This window comes from Streptomyces sp. NBC_00057, from assembly GCF_045041165.1.
GTDB lineage: Bacteria > Actinomycetota > Actinomycetes > Streptomycetales > Streptomycetaceae > Streptomyces.
This window is the reverse complement of the sequence record NZ_CP108256.1, coordinates 752,199-766,709: the sequence shown is the minus strand read 5'-3', so window position 1 is coordinate 766,709 and position 14,511 is coordinate 752,199. Positions and strand designations below refer to the sequence as shown.

At 68.1% G+C, this 14,511-nt stretch carries 10 protein-coding genes and 1 pseudogene; 8 read left to right on the top strand and 3 right to left on the bottom strand.

The features are described from left to right. Positions 1–47: 47 nt before the first annotated feature. The 6 genes and pseudogenes from OG953_RS03885 to OG953_RS03860 all read left to right on the top strand — a co-directional run. Positions 48–208 (top strand): annotated as a pseudogene (locus OG953_RS03885) (IS5/IS1182 family transposase); the annotation flags it as partial. Continuing rightward, positions 178–303, top strand: a complete 126-nt coding sequence (locus OG953_RS03880; RefSeq protein WP_405692442.1) for a hypothetical protein — start codon at positions 178–180, stop codon at positions 301–303. The pseudogene OG953_RS03885 and the gene OG953_RS03880, both read left to right, overlap by 31 nt. 829 nt (positions 304–1,132) lie before the next feature. Further along, on the top strand, positions 1,133–1,675 hold the full coding sequence (locus OG953_RS03875) for a MauE/DoxX family redox-associated membrane protein (RefSeq protein ID WP_405691606.1): 543 nt from the start codon (positions 1,133–1,135) through the stop codon (positions 1,673–1,675). A 17-nt stretch (positions 1,676–1,692) separates the two neighbouring features. Next, entirely contained in the window at positions 1,693–2,238 is a 546-nt protein-coding gene (locus OG953_RS03870; RefSeq protein ID WP_405682510.1) for a TlpA disulfide reductase family protein, read from the top strand. A 188-nt stretch (positions 2,239–2,426) separates the two neighbouring features. After that, positions 2,427–4,211, top strand: a complete 1,785-nt coding sequence (locus tag OG953_RS03865) for an ABC transporter ATP-binding protein (RefSeq protein WP_405682509.1) — start codon at positions 2,427–2,429, stop codon at positions 4,209–4,211. Continuing rightward, entirely contained in the window at positions 4,208–5,026 is an 819-nt protein-coding gene (locus OG953_RS03860) for a S26 family signal peptidase (protein ID WP_405682507.1), read from the top strand. Before OG953_RS03865 ends, OG953_RS03860 begins: the two co-directional genes overlap by 4 nt. Positions 5,027–5,298: 272 nt before the next feature. Here OG953_RS03860 and OG953_RS03855 read toward each other — a convergent pair whose 3' ends face one another. Both OG953_RS03855 and OG953_RS03850 read right to left on the bottom strand, forming a co-directional pair. Then, positions 5,299–6,795, bottom strand: a complete 1,497-nt coding sequence (locus OG953_RS03855; protein WP_405682505.1) for an IMP dehydrogenase — start codon at positions 6,793–6,795, stop codon at positions 5,299–5,301. Positions 6,796–7,579: 784 nt separating this feature from the next. After that, the gene (locus OG953_RS03850; protein ID WP_405682503.1) at positions 7,580–10,783 is read right to left on the bottom strand and encodes a glycosyl hydrolase family 95 catalytic domain-containing protein; all 3,204 of its coding nucleotides are present in this window, start codon (positions 10,781–10,783) and stop codon (positions 7,580–7,582) included. Between the two features lie 280 nt (positions 10,784–11,063). Between OG953_RS03850 and OG953_RS03845 the strand changes: the two genes are divergently transcribed. Then, positions 11,064–11,303, top strand: a complete 240-nt coding sequence (locus OG953_RS03845) for a hypothetical protein (protein ID WP_405682502.1) — start codon at positions 11,064–11,066, stop codon at positions 11,301–11,303. A 32-nt stretch (positions 11,304–11,335) separates the two neighbouring features. Beyond that, the gene (locus tag OG953_RS03840; RefSeq protein ID WP_405682500.1) at positions 11,336–14,074 is read left to right on the top strand and encodes a DUF1349 domain-containing protein; all 2,739 of its coding nucleotides are present in this window, start codon (positions 11,336–11,338) and stop codon (positions 14,072–14,074) included. 31 nt (positions 14,075–14,105) lie between these two features. On the opposite strand, the gene OG953_RS03835 is transcribed toward OG953_RS03840, so the two are convergent. Then, the gene (locus tag OG953_RS03835) at positions 14,106–14,318 is read right to left on the bottom strand and encodes a hypothetical protein (RefSeq protein ID WP_405682498.1); all 213 of its coding nucleotides are present in this window, start codon (positions 14,316–14,318) and stop codon (positions 14,106–14,108) included. Positions 14,319–14,511 lie beyond the last annotated feature (193 nt).

Genomic DNA, 14,511 nt, shown 5'->3' with positions numbered 1-14,511 from the left:
AACAGGCTTGTCCCGTAACCGCTGATCACGGGTGAGATGATCTCGCGGTGGCTGATGTGATCACAGCATCGGAGCCGTCCTGGACAGCCCCGTTCACCGGGGGAGGCCGCGCTGGTTCGGCAAGTTGGTGACCGTGTCGCGCGGCAGGGGTGCGGATGCGGTGCGGCGGGGGCGGCCGTGGCCCTCGCTCAGCCTGACGAGCGCCGCCACAACTGGCTCCAAGCCGTCAGCCTCTACCACGCCCAGCATCGCGCGGAGAACGCCCGCCGCCTCCAGGACAAGCTGGCCGGCACGGTCCGCTGAGCCAGATCTGCGCACCCGACCTCGTCGGCCACCCCGACGGCCCCCGGATGTCGTCGCGAACGCCCGCAGCCCGGCGCCCAGCTGGCGCTGTTCGACTCGGGGGGCGGCAGGCGGCGCGGCGTTCGTGCAGGGAGTCCGGTGAGGTTCCGTTCCCGGCTGATGAGGTCGACCGCGACGAAGTGGGTGCGGGGCCGACTGCGTCAGCAGCTCATCGCCTGCCACGGTCACGTCACGCCCGGTCGTTGTCGGTTGCCGAGGCCGGCGCCACCAGCGGTTTCAAGGTCCGTCCAAGGTTTGCTCCAAGTGAGCCGTGCACTGTCGTACTCATGGCCAACCGGGTGCCCGCGACGAGGCTGCTCTGATTCGCCGTCGTTCCGACGGTCCCCGGAATCCGTGTTCGCGCACGGCCATGACAGGTCCGGACACGAACGTATTTCCACGGAGGCCTTTCCGGTCTCCACCGGCACGACAGGAAAAGGGAGAATTCATGTTCAAGAAGATCGAGGCGTTGGGAAGTGGCCTTCTCGGGCTGCTCGTCCCGACGACGGAAGCGTCAGCTGCCGTCTGCTACGTCCGTAGCTGGACTTCTTGTTGGCAGTGCGCCGGCCGTCCCTGCAGCGGCTGCTGCGACATCAACGGGCGTAACTGCCAGTACATCGACTGCAAGTAGTTCGGCCATCGCCACGTCTCCCGGCAGATGACCACTGCCGGGAGACAGACGGTCACGGTGGCCGCTACGGGGACCGCCCGTGCGCCACCGTGGCCCACGCCGGCCGCAGGAATCGCCACGACCCACAGGTGATGCATCGTGTTCTATGTCGAAATTGGTATGCGCTGCCTGATAGGGGCAGTGTTCCTGATTTCTTTCCTCGGCAAGATTTCCGGACCCGGGAAATTCGAGGCCTTTATCGAATCCGTGCACGGCATGCGGATCGTCCCGTCCCGCGCCGCTCGACCTGTGGCACGGGTCGTCCTCGCCGCCGAAGGCTCCGTGTGCCTGCTGCTCGCGGCGCCGGCCGCGGCTGGCGCGCTGGCCGGATTCACGTTGTCGGCAGGGCTGTTGATGTCCTTTGCCGTGGCCATCGCACTGTCCGTCCGCCGTGGTGTACGTGCCCCGTGTCGGTGCTTCGGGGCCTCGGCGGTCCCGCTCCGTCTCTGGCATGCCGTACGGAACCTGCTGCTGACGGCCGGCGCGGCCTGCGGCGCAGTGACGGCCACCGGCAGCGGCCAGGTGCACGTCGGCGGAGCGGTTCTGGCCGTCTTCGGCGGGCTGCTGCTGGGCGGACTGGTGACCGTACTCGACGACCTCTTCGACCTCTTCCGACCAGGCGGCGGCACTGGCCGCCCCGTGCGGCCACCACAGGCCGCCTGACTCTCATTGGAGACACCATGTCCTTTCTGATCGGCGCCGTGGTCCTCGTGGGGCTGCTGTGCACGCTGGACCTGATACTCACGCTGGGCGTGATCAAGCGGTTGCGTGAGCACAGCGCGCAATTGGCGGCCAGGACTGAGGGCGAGGCGCCGCCTGCGCTGGGAGTGGGGGAGGAAGTCGGCCAGTTCACCACGGCGACGGTCGAAGGCGAGACAGTCGACCGTGAACACCTCGATGACGAGACGCTGGTGGCCTTCTTCTCGCCCAACTGCACTCCATGCAGGGAGAAGCTGCCTGCTTTCACGGCGTACGCCCGGGAACGAAACGGCGGACGGCGGCGAGTGCTGGCCGTCGTCGCGGGGAATGCCGAGGGCGGGGAGCGATTCGTCGAAGCACTCGGCCCGGTCGCCCGCGTGGTCAGGGAGGACTACGACGGACCGCTCGGCACGGCCTTCAAGGCACAGGCATACCCCACCATGCTCGTCGTCGCCCCCGACGCGGCCGGCCGTCTCGTCGTCACGGCCGACCAGGTGCAACTGAACCGTCTTCCCCTCACGGCATGAACGGGCACCGCGACCAGGGACCTGGTGCACCGGTCGGCTCCAGGCATACCGAGTGCCGCTCCTCGGACACCTCCCCGGGGAACTCCTCGGGCGGTTCGGGGAGCGGCTCGCGGCGCGGGCGCCAAGACCGCCCGGCTCCGGATTCCTCCCTCGCACGGCGCGTGCTCACCGCCTGTTCACTCGCTGCCGTGGCCGCTCCCGGCGCACTTGTCCTGTACGTACTGATCAGCCTGGCGACCGGAGTGCTGCCGGTGGTCGCGGCCTGGCTCACCAAGGTGCTCGTCGACCGGCTCGCGGCGGGGATCTCAATGGGTGGCCTGCTCACCGTCGCCGCCGGACTCGCCCTGACCGGTGTGCTCGCGGCGGCGTCCCCCCAGGTCACGCAGTACCTGCGGGCACAACTGGACCGGCGGGTCGGACTGATCGCGCTGGACCGGCTGTTCGCCGCGGTCGACTTGTTCACCGGCCTCGCCCATTTCGAGAACCCGCGTTTCCTCGACCGGCTGCGGCTCGCGCAGCAGGCCAGCCGCGTCTCACCGAACCAGACGGTCGAGGGCGTACTCGGCATCGTCCGGGCCGTCATCACCATCACCGGCTTCCTCGGCTCGCTCCTCCTGCTCAGCCCGCTCATAGCCGCTCTCGTGCTGGCATCGGGCATACCGATGCTGGTTGCGGAGATCGCTCTGTCACGCCGCCGTGCCCGGATGCTGTGGGCCATCAGCCCGGCGGAGCGGCGGGAGGCTTTCTACAGCGAACTGCTGTCAACTGTGCAGGCGGCGAAGGAGGTACGGCTCTTCGGGCTCGGTGGCTTCCTACGTGGCCGGATGTTGGCCGAGCGGCGCTTCGCCGATGCTGCGGCACGTGCCATGGACCGCCGGGAAGTCGTGTTCCAGGCCGGACTGGGCCTGGTCGGCGCGTTGATGTCGGGTGCCGGCCTGGTTTGGGCGGCCATGGCCGCCCAGCGTGGCACGCTCTCCGTAGGTGACGTCATGATCTTCGTGGCAGCGGTGGCGGGTACGCAGGGTGCCCTCGTCATGCTGGCGGGCGATGTCGCTCGCTGCCACCAGGCCCTGAGCATGTTCGACCACTTCATCGCGGTGACGACTACCTCCCCCGACCTTCCGTCGGCCGCGGCCCCCGAACCGCTGCCCGCCCTCAGCGAGGGCATCGAACTGCAAGGCGTCTGGTTCCGCTATGCCGAGGATCAGCCGTGGGTGCTGCGCGGAGTCGACTTGCGTATCCCATACGGCAGGTCCCTCGGCCTCGTCGGTCTCAACGGCGCGGGCAAGTCGACCCTCGTCAAGCTACTCTGCCGGTTCTACGACCCGACGCGGGGCGCGATCCTCTGGGACGGCGTCGATCTGCGCGACATCGACCCCGCCGAACTGCGCGGCCGGATCGGGGCGGTGTTCCAGGATTACATGGAGTACGAACTGTCCGCGGCCGAGAACATCGCTCTCGGCGACCTCGCGGCACTCACCGACGGGGACCGGATCCGCGCCGCCGCCCGCAACGCGGGTATCCATGACGAGCTTCAACGGCTGCACAGAGGTTACGAAACCCTTCTTTCCCGGAGGTTCTTCATGGAATCGAACAAGGAGGACCGCGACCTGGGGACGGTGCTGTCGGGTGGGCAGTGGCAACGGCTGGCCCTGGCCCGAGCGTTCCTTCGGCACGAGCGGGACTTGGCGATCCTTGACGAGCCGTCCTCCGGCCTGGACGCGGCGGCTGAGCACGCGATCCACACGTCGCTCCAGAAGTACCGTGGCGGATGTACCAGCCTTCTCATCTCGCACCGGCTCGGCGTCCTCCGCTCCGCCGACCGCATCGTGGTGCTCTCCGACGGACACATCGTCGAACAGGGAACCCACGCCGAACTCATCGCGGTGGACGGCGAATACGCCCGGCTGTTCGCTTTACAGGCCGCGGGATACCAGCCTGAGTCCGCCCTGACCAAGGGAGGGCAGCCATGACCCGGTCCCATGAAACCCGGCGGATACTGCCGGGGGATCCGCTGCCGCCCGCGCCCCGGCACCCGCCGTCCTCGGGACCGGAGCTGCGCGCCCTCGCCGCACCCCGTGCGGGGCAGAACCACGGCCCCGACCGCCGCGCTGTTCGGTGGCCCGGCCCTCGGGGGCTCGTGACAGCCGCCCTCGCCGCCCTGACTATTGGCGCGGGCACATGGGCGCTGACCGGCTTCGCCCTCGCGGGGGTCCTGATCCTCGTCCCGGTGTTCGTCCTTGTCTCGCTCGGTGTCGCCGCGGTCGGTTCCGAAACCGTGGTCGTGACCGTGCGCGGAGCGAGCATGGAGCCTGCGTACCATGACGGTGACCGGGTGCTCGTACGGAGGAACCGTGCGGTCGAGTCCGGCACGGTGGTCGTCGTGGAGCATCCCGCGGGATCCTGGACCACGGCGCCGCCGCCCATCGGCGCGACAGGGCCGGTCACGCACCGCAACTGGATGATCAAGCGGGTGATGGCCGTACCCGGCGACCCGGTGCCCCGTACCCGGGTTCCCGCGCTCGCCGAAGCACCGGACGACCGGGTCCCAGCGGGTCAACTCGTTCTCCTCGGCGACAATCCCGAAGTCAGCTTCGACTCGCGGGAAGTGGGCTACTTTCCGGCCGAACGTGTACTGGGGGTTGTGTTGCGTCGACGGATCCCATCCATCTCGACCCGGGGTCACTCTGTGCACTGGTGCGTCCGCTTGGTTCAACGACCGGTCTCAGCGCGTGTCACGCCCACTCCACCCCGAGCTCTGCCGGGGCGGCGCGTTGCGGGTCGGTGAGCTTGTCCCTGCGGCTCTTGGGGGCCGCTCAGCGGGCTTCCTGCCCAGCCCGCTCAGCCGCTCCTGCTGCCCGGTAGAGAGCTGCGCCCAGTCGCTCGCCTGCCGCTGCCGCTCCAGCCACCGATCAGGTGCCTTGTTGTGCTGCCGTCGTCGTGCGCTTCGGGGTCGGGGCAGCAGCCGGCATACAAGGCCAGGACCACTGGCGGGAGGGGCGTATTCCGACCGTGCACTATTCCCTTTCCGCCCGACAGCTTTGCCTTGGTGACGGTTTCTCAGGCGACCGTTGCCGAAGTGTCCCGCACGGTGACGTTTGCGTGGCTCTCCTGGAAGCTCTGCTCGGAGACCAGCGTCAGTCGGGCGGAGGACTGGAACTCCGGCAGTGATGTGGAGCCGCAGGAGACCATGGTCGACTTGATCTTCGCGGTGGTGACGGCCAGGCCCTCGTTGAGGTCGCCTGCGTAGGGCACGTATCCGTCGACGCCTTCTTCGAAGATCAGCCCCTGACCGCCCTGGCCGTAGCGCTGCCAGTTGCGGGCACGGTTCGAGCCCTCGCCCCAGTACTCCTTGACGAAGCCGTCCCGCGTCGGAAGCTTCATGCCGGGCGCCTGGTCGAAGCGGGCGAAGTAGCGGCCCATCATGACGAAGTCGGATCCCATTGCCAGCGCCAGAGCCACGTGGTAGTCGTGGACCAGCCCGCCGTCGGAACAGATCGGCACGTACTCGCCGGTGCGCTCGGCGAAGGCACCCCGCGCCGCGGCGACGTCCAGGACGGCGCTCGCCTGGCCTCGGCCGATGCCCTTCTGGTCGCGGGTGATGCAGATGGAGCCGCCGCCCACGCCGACCTTGACGAAGTCCGCACCGGCCTCAGCGAGGAAGGTGAACGCCTCGCCGTCGACCACGTTGCCGCCGCCGATCGGGATCTCCGGGTAGTGCTTTTTCACCCAGGTCAGGGCCTGTGCTTGCCAGTCGCTGTAGCCGTCGGACGAGTCGAAGCAGAGGGCGTCGGCGCCCGCCTCCATCAGCGCAGGGACGCGCTCGCGGTAGTCGTGGGTGTTGACGCCCGCGCCCACGCGCAGGCGCTTGTCGCCGTCCACGACCTGGTTCGGGAAGCGCTTGTTGTCCGCGTAGTCGGACCGGAACACCAGGTGCTGCAGGTGACCGTCGTCGTCCAGCACCGGGAGGAAGTCCAGTCGTTCGTCCCACAGCCGCGCGTTGGCTGCGGAGAGTGTGATGTCGTTGCCGGCGTGAGGCAAGTGGGCGATGGCGGTCATCCGGGCGCTGACGGGGCCGTCGAGGTCGTGGCGCTGGGGGTGGAAGTCGCGGGAGGTCACCAGTCCGAGCAGGCGCCCGGCAGCGCTTCCGTCGTGGGTGACGGCGGCGGTGCTGTGGCCGGTGCGGTGCATGAGGCTGACCAGGTGGCCCAGGGTGTCGCCGGGTCGGACGTTCGTGTCGCTGGTGACGAACCCGGCCTTGAAGTTCTTCACCTTGCGGACGGCTGCGGCCTGTTCCTCGATCGACTGGTTGTGGTGGACGAAGCTCAGACCTCCGTTGCGCGCGAGCGCGATCGCGAGCTCCGGAGAGCTGACCGCCTGCATGATCGCCGACGTGAACGGGGAATGCAGCTCGATCGCGGGTGCCTCACCGACACGGTGCCGCACCAGGGGGGTGCGGAGGTCGACGGTGCCAGGGGAGCAATCGGTCCGGGTCCGGTTCGGCAGCAACAGGTACTCGTTGAACGTCCGTGAGACCTCGGCCATGATCTGTGCCACTTGTTCCTCCTGATCCATCGGCAGGCACCCGTCTGCCCAGCCGCGAAGATCGCCCCCATGCCCGACGGCTCGGGCGGCCAGAAGTCAGCGACGCCTCGACGGAGTTCATGCCCGCTGAGGCATGCGCTCCGACCAGCCCCTTGGTCGAACGAGGTGCGGTAGTGACCCCGAACCCTATCGACTGCCCAGCCTGTGCACGAATCTTGGTCGTGATATCGGTAATCTCCCTTCACGGTGCCTTCTTCCCCATCCGAGGCCCGGACTGCGAGGTATTCGGTCCAGTCCCGTCTGGTGTATGTGACCCAGCGGACCGCGGTGTTGCGGTGCATGCCCAGGAGGTCGGCAAGGATGGCGGTGGGGAGGTCGGCGGCGAGAGCGGCCCGTGGCCCAAGCCGCCATTCATCACGGGCGCTGCCCAGTCGCCGTCGTCCCTCACGACTGAGGTGAGCAACCACGGCAGCCGATCGTGTCGGTACATCAGGCCGGCGAGCCCGTACGTGAGCCCCACACCTCGATCGAGTTGTCCGTCGACGACCGCGCCAACAGGCTCAAGCCGGCCTCTGGCAGACGCCTGCTCGGTGTCGGTGGCCGGGGCCCCGGGGCGGACGGCATTGTTGTTCTCGCGCTCGAACTCCGCCCGTCGGCGCTTGACGGCGTGGTGTGTTCTGATAGCGGCCGACAGGATCCGGTGCAGAGACCGGCCAGGCCGACGACCCGTGCCGCTCCCCTTCGGGCGGCGGACTGCCGTCGGCCTGGCTGCTGCGGCAGCGAGCCGGTGCCGCCGTCAGGGCTTGATCGCCTTCACCTTCGTGTCGACGCCGTTCACCCGCACGGTGACTTTCCTCTGGTTCCGCGCCCGGTCGGCCACGATCTTGTAGGACGTGACCTTCCCGTCCCGCCACTCGCAGCTGACCTCGTAGCCGCCACGGGCGCGGAGCCCGGTGAAGGAACCCTCGGCCTTCCATTCGTCCGGCAGGGCGGGCAGCAGGTGGATGACGCCGTCGTGGCTCTGCAGGAGTATCTCCGCCACGGCGCCCGAGATGCCGAAGTTGCCGTCCATCTGGAAGGGCGGGTGGTTGCAGAACATGTTGGGCAGCGTGTTGTAGGTCAGTAGTCCGCGCAGCATGATCTGGGCGCGATGCCCGTCACCGAGGCGGGCGAAGAGGGCCGCCCGCCAGGGCCAGGTCCACGAGCGGCGGCTGTCGTTCGTCACCGTCGCGGCCGTGAACGGGACGCCTTCCTTCTCGCCGCACCGCGCCTTGAGCGAGACGAGGGCGGCGGCCGCGAAGTCGGGCGTCTTCGGGGTGATCTGGCGGCCCGGGTAGACCGCGAAGAGGTGCGAGGTGTGGCGGTGGATGTCGCTCGGGTCGTCACGGTCGGTCTGCCACTCCTGCAGCTGACCCCACTTGCCGATCTTGTTCGGGGCGAGGCGCGCCTGCATGTCCGCGACCTTGGCCCGGTATGCGGGATCCGCCTCGAGCACCGCCTCGCAGTCGAGGTAGTTCTGGAACAGGTCCCAGATCATCTGCTGGTCGTGCATGACGCCGTCCTCACGCGGCCCGTGCTCGGGGGACCAGCCGTTCGGCGCGACGAGGAGTCCGTCCTCGCGCTCCTTGAGATGGTCCTCCCAGAACTCGCAGATCTCCTTGATCATCGGGTAGGCGACGGTGCGGAGGTAGACCAGGTCCTGGGTGAACGCCCAGTGCTCGTACAGATGCTGCGCGTACCAGGCGCTCGCGGGGATGTTCCACTCCCACGCGTTGCCGCCGAAGATGCTCTGGCTGGTGCGGGCGGTCCAGCCACGCGTGTCCTTGCCGAAGGCGTTGCGGGTCGCCACGCGGCTGGGCACCGCCACCTGCTCGATGAACCGGACGAGTGCCTCATGGCACTCCGGCAGGTTCGTCGTCTCGGCTCCCCAGTAGTTCATCTGGACATTGATGTTGGTGTGGTAGTCGGAGGCCCACGGCGGCTGGTTGCTGTTGTTCCAGAGGCCCTGGAGGTTGGCGGGCAGGCCCTTCGGACGAGAGGAACTGATCAGCAGGTATCGGCCGTAGTCGAACATCGTCTGTTCGAGTGTCGGGTCCTGCCCGCCCGCCGCGTAACGCGCCAGCCGGGCGTCGGTCGGCAGAGCGACGACGGCGGCGTCGGAGGCGCCCCAGGCGACCGAGACGCGGTTCATGAGGGCGCGCATCTTGGCGGTGTGCTCGTCGCGCAGCTCGTCGTAGGACCGGGCGGCCGCCTTGTCGAGCGCCCTGACGAGGACCGGTTGCGGATCGGCTCCGCGCCACCCGGCGGCGGCATCGAGCTCGTAGTCGGTGCGGGCGTCGAGGAGCAGGGTCAGGGTCGTGCAGCCGCTGAACCGGAGCACCGACCCGTCGGCGCGGAAGTCGCCGTCGGTGTGCACGGCCCGGACGGTGCACGCGTGCTTGAGGCCGTTGCCCATGACGCCGCTGAAGGCGAGCCGCCGGGCGTCGGCGTCAACGGTCGTCGGGGCCTTGTCCTGTGCGGATGTCAGCGAGATCTCTCCGGAGAGTCCCCGGGCGCTGTCCGACGTGTACCGGAAGACCATGACGTCCGCGGACCGGCTGGCGAAGGCCTCCCGCAGGACGCGCCGTCCGGGCGCGCCGAAGCGGGTGACGTGGACACCCTCGACGAAGTCGAGGGTGCGCTGGTAGTCGACGACCGTGTGCTGCGTATGCGTGTCGAAGCCCGTGCCTTCCAGCGCGATCTCCCCGATCTGGAATCCGGTGGAGGACGCGCCGGGAGTCAGGGTGAGCCGGTAGATGCGGTAGGCCGTGCTGTTGGTGATCCGGAAGTTCCGGGTCTCGCCGCGGTCGGCGAAGGGGGCCCCGGGGTTCTGCGTGTCGAGGGTCACCCAGGCACGCCCGTCCTGCGACGCCTCGAGCGCCCATCGCCGGGGGTCGTCCTGCGGACGGTCCGGGGCCGCCGTCAGCGCGTACGAGGTGACGACGACCGCGCGGGGCAGATCGGCCTGCCAGACGACCGCCGGTGCAGCGGCGTCGACCCGCCAGACCGTGGCCGGATCGCCGTCCACCGAGCTTGAGATGTCCGTGGCCCGGGACCCGGTCCCGGCACCGGATCCCTCGGAGTGCCCGCTCGGCGACGACAGGTACATCGAACCGCCCCCGCCCAGGTCAACGCCGGACAGACCGATCTCGCTCACCTGGAAGTGGCTGACCCCTGCCTTGGGGACGAAGTCGAACCGGTAGAAGCGGTAGGCGGCGGTGTCGGCACAGGTGAATTCCTTCTTCTGGCCACGGCTCTCGAAGGGCGTCGCCAGAGTGCGGCTGTCCAGCGTGGTCCAGGTGGCGCCGTCGGCGGAACCGGAGAACATCCACTCCTGCGGGTCGCGCTGCGGCACGTCGCCGGCACTCGTCAGACTGTAGGACGCGATCGCGACGGGGTCGGGGAGCTCGACCTGCCACTGCACCTTCGAGCCAGGCCCCTCGATGCACCACTTCGTGCTCGAGTCACCGTCGTACGTCCTGTCGACACCCTCCGACGAGGAGGTGCGGTACGGTCCCCCCGGGGCCGTGACCTTCGAACCGGAAGCGAAGGCGACGACGACGTCACCGAAGTTCCGGTACGAGCCGAAGCCGGTCATGCCGGTGTCGAAAGCGCTGTCCGGCTTGCCCGCGAGGGCGTTGTCGTAGTTGTTGACACCGCCCCACAGACTCTGCTCGTTGAACTGGATGCGCTCCTCGTAGGGATCGGCGAAGAGCATGGCGCCGAGCCGGCCGTTGCCGATCGGCAGGGCCTGCGACTGCCAGTCCATGGCGGGGACGGAGTACTTCAGCGCCTTGCGCGACAGGGTCGGCCACTGGACGGCCGCCGGCGCGTCGGTCCCTGCGGCGACGGCCTGTCCCGCAGGGGTTCCGCCGGTCAGCTGAGCGATCAGAGGTGCAAGGGCGAGGGCACCGCCGAACTTGAGGACGCTTCGTCTCTGCGGTTGGGATTCATTGATCACGGTGAGATCTCCTGCACTATTCATCGGCTCTTTAACGGAGAGTTCGACAGCAGCATCGACATCCCGTCGAGGGCGCGGTCATCCTTGCCTGAACATAGATCGGATGTCTAGAGGTGTGCGCCACTGAATCACCTCGTACCGTCCGTCGCCTGCCGCGGCGGCGTGACGCGCCTTCCACGCGAGTCGCCCCGAGGCTGCCATGTCGTGCCAAGCCGCTTGAGGAAGCTCTTCCACATCCGGCTGATTCCTGGGTTCGAGGATCTTGAAGAGATGGCGTCAGATGAAGACCGAGCAATTCCAGGCGATGCCCCAGTGCGTCCTGGACGCGCGGGTGCCGTTCGTGTGGGTGACCGCGGACGAGGCGTACGGGCAGGTCAAGCGGCTGCGGTACTGGCTGGAGCACCCCGGTCCGCAGGTGCCGGCGACCAAGGTCGACGACACCGTCATCACCGCCCGGGGCGCCGACGTCCGGGGCGACGTGCTGGCGGCCGGTCCGCCGCCGCCGTGGCCGCCGCGTTGAGACATGCCAAGTTGGTCGACGGCCCTGTCCGCGTGCTCTTCCCCCACGGCAAGTACCACCTCTATCCCGAGCAGGCCGAATCGCGGGAGCTCTACATCTCCAATACCGCCGGCGCCGACGAGCGCTACCGCAACAAGCGGATCGGTCTCCTCATCGAGGACATGAAGGATGTCGTGATCGACGGGGACGGATCACACCTGCAATTCCACGGGCTGATGAGCGCTTTCGCCGTCATCCGGTCGCAGCACGTCACCGCGACGAACTTCAGCTTCGACTACACGACCCCGAAGGTCATCGACGCCACGGTGGCCGAAACGGGCACCGCCAACGGCAGGGCCTACCGGATCCTCGACGTCCCGCCGGGGACGCTGTACCGCGTCGCGGACAACCACGTGACCTGGCTCGGTGAGACCAGCCCGGCGACCGGCCAGCCCTACTGGAGCGGCGTCGACAGGATGCAGTACTCCCAGACCCACGACCCGAAAGCGCAGCGCACCTGGCGCGGCGGCAACCCGCTTTTCGGGAACGTGGCAGCGGTCACCGACCTCGGAGACAACCGCATTCGCATCGACTACCAGTCCTCCACCGCGCCGTCCGACCGGGGACTGGTCTACCAGATGCGGCAGACGGCTCGGGACACCGCGTCCGGGTTCATCTGGGAGTCGAGCGACGTGACTCTCCGCGGGATCGCGGCCCGATACCTGCACGGCTTCGGCATCGTCGGCCAGTTGAGCGAGAACATCACCATCGACGGCAACGAGTTCCGCACCGACCCCGCCACCGGACGCACGACCGCGGGCTTCGCCGACTTCATCCAAATGTCCGGGATCAAGGGTGCCGTGACCATCACGAACAACACCTTCGACGGACCGCATGACGACCCCATTAACATCCACGGTACGTACGTCGAGGTGACCCAGCGGCTCGCCCCGGACAAGTTGGTGCTGTCTTATATGCATAGCGAGACGGCCGGCTTCCCCCAGTTCCATCCGGGCGACCAGGTCGAGTTCGTCGAGAAGCGCACCATGGCGGCCGTACCCGGTGGCACCGCTGGGGTCCGCAGCGTCGACGGACCGTCTGGTCAGGACCACGACAAACCCCTGACGACGATGACCGTGACATTCGACCGGGCGATCCCCGACGTCGTCACCGCGGGCGGTTTCGTCGCCGAGAACACGACGTACACGCCCTCGGCACGGATCGCCGGCAACACCTTCCGGAACGTACCGACCCGGGGAATCCTCGTCACGACGCGGCGACCCGTCGTCATCGAGGACAACATCTTCGACGGCATGTCCATGGCAAGCGTGTTCATCTCCTCCGATGCCTACCAGTGGTACGAGTCGGGGCCGGTGCGAGATGTGCGCATCCGGCGCAACACCTTCCTCCGACCGGCCAGCCCAGTGATCTTCGTTGATCCGACAAACCAGGTACTCGACCCCAAGAACCCGGTGCACCAAGGGATCCGCGTCGAGCACAACGAGTTTCGTATCGGCAACGTCGAACTGGTGAATGCCAAAAGCGTCCGCGGCGTCACGTTCGTCGGCAACCACGTCAAACGCTTCGACCGCGACCAGCTCGTCGCCGTGCAGGCCAACAACCCGTGTCCCGCTGTGGGCGCCACGGCGCGGGTGCGCGCTGTCGCGGCCGACGGACCCCACACCTCGCCCCTGTTCAGCTTCCGCGGCTCGAGTGACGTCCTCATCCAGGACAATCGGTACGACAACGGGCTGAACCTGCGGGCCAACCTTGAGGCGACGCAAGTCGACCAGGTCACCGTGGACGGGGACGACATCCGGTTCGGGCAGGACAACATTCGTCCGGTGGTTGAGGCGCCGAAGTTCCGATCGAGCAAGCCACGGGTGCTGAAGGTCGCACCAGACGGTACAGCGACGGCGGTCGCCGCAGGCACCGCGGAGGTGACAGCGATCATCAACACGGAGAACGGCCGACTCGTCTCCCGTGCCCTGACGATGACCGTCGGCGGCGATCCGGCATCACCTGAATGCGCCGTGACGCCCACCCTGTCCGACTCCTGGACCGTGCTGCGCGACACCCCCAGCAAGCGTGCGGTTCTGCCCGACGGGGCCCTGTCGCTCACCCCGACCGGCAGCAGTTTCCTCTGGGCCAATCAGAACTCGGCTCGCAACATCGTGCTGACCGACGTCGGCGGCGGCGAGGGGACGGCAACCGTGAAGATGGTCGGTAAGACCCAGCGCGGCTACATGGAGGCGGGCCTGCTGCTCTACCGCGGCGACAACGACTACATTGCTCTGCAGCGCAAGCACAGCAACGGAACTCCCACAGTCACAGTCGTGACCGAGGCCGCCGGGCAGCCGGAGGAGAGCCGGCGGATCGCCGCCCCGGATCAGTCCGCTCTCTGGCTGCGACTGGCCCGTACCGGCGATACGGTCATTGCCTCCGTGTCGACAAACGGCGTGGACTTCACACCCATCGGATCACCGATCTCCGCGGCGTGGCTCGGGCAGGCCCGGTTCGGCGTCATGGCAGAGGTGGAGAATCCGGGACCCGACCAGCCGTTCGAGTTCCGCGACGCAACCATCAGCGGGAAGCAGGTGCCCTTCATGGATTGGCCGCCGGCACTCCCCGCTCCCCACCAGTCGGACGCCGTTCGTCCAGTAGCTGCGTTGGTGCGACGCCGGCCCTCCTGCGGACGGCCGGCGTCGCACCAACAACACGCCGAGAATCGGGGCGAGGACAACCGGCGCGACTCCCACGAGCGGAACGAACCGCAGGGGGAGCTGTACTGAGATTTGTGGAGTCCCCCTGATGTCAGGGCTACTACCAAGGCACCGACGTCACCATCGACTTCACGGACGCCGGCACCGCCCGGACGGACTGCTGCAGGAAGAGGGCCTGTGCCTTGCGTTCCTCCGGCGCGAGTCCGACCCCGGCCCGGATCACCTCGCCGGGATGGCCGCTGCGCAAGGGCTTGCCGTCGAGGGTGACGGTGCCGCTGCGGACCGGCTGATCGCCGGCGAGTGCCAGCGCCAACTTTGAGTGTCCCGCTCCGATGAGTCCTGCCAGGCCGACGACTTCGACCGATGGGCGGTGTGGCGATGCTGCCGTCCGCCAGACCCTTGTAGCACTCCTTGTTCCAGGAGGTGGTGGGTGTGAACAGGCCGTCGGCGACAGCGGCCAGATCGACAGCGAACCACACCTCGCCGGTTGCAAGTGAACGCCGAGG

Bases quoted from the DNA above. Each gene is read 5' to 3' on its own strand.
- OG953_RS03875 (WP_405691606.1), top strand. From the start codon at position 1,133: ATGCGCTGCCTGATAGGGGCAGTGTTCCTGATTTCTTTCCTCGGCAAG.
- OG953_RS03870 (WP_405682510.1), top strand. From the start codon at position 1,693: ATGTCCTTTCTGATCGGCGCCGTGGTCCTCGTGGGGCTGCTGTGCACG.
- OG953_RS03860 (WP_405682507.1), top strand. From the start codon at position 4,208: ATGACCCGGTCCCATGAAACCCGGCGGATACTGCCGGGGGATCCGCTG.
- OG953_RS03845 (WP_405682502.1), top strand. From the start codon at position 11,064: ATGAAGACCGAGCAATTCCAGGCGATGCCCCAGTGCGTCCTGGACGCG.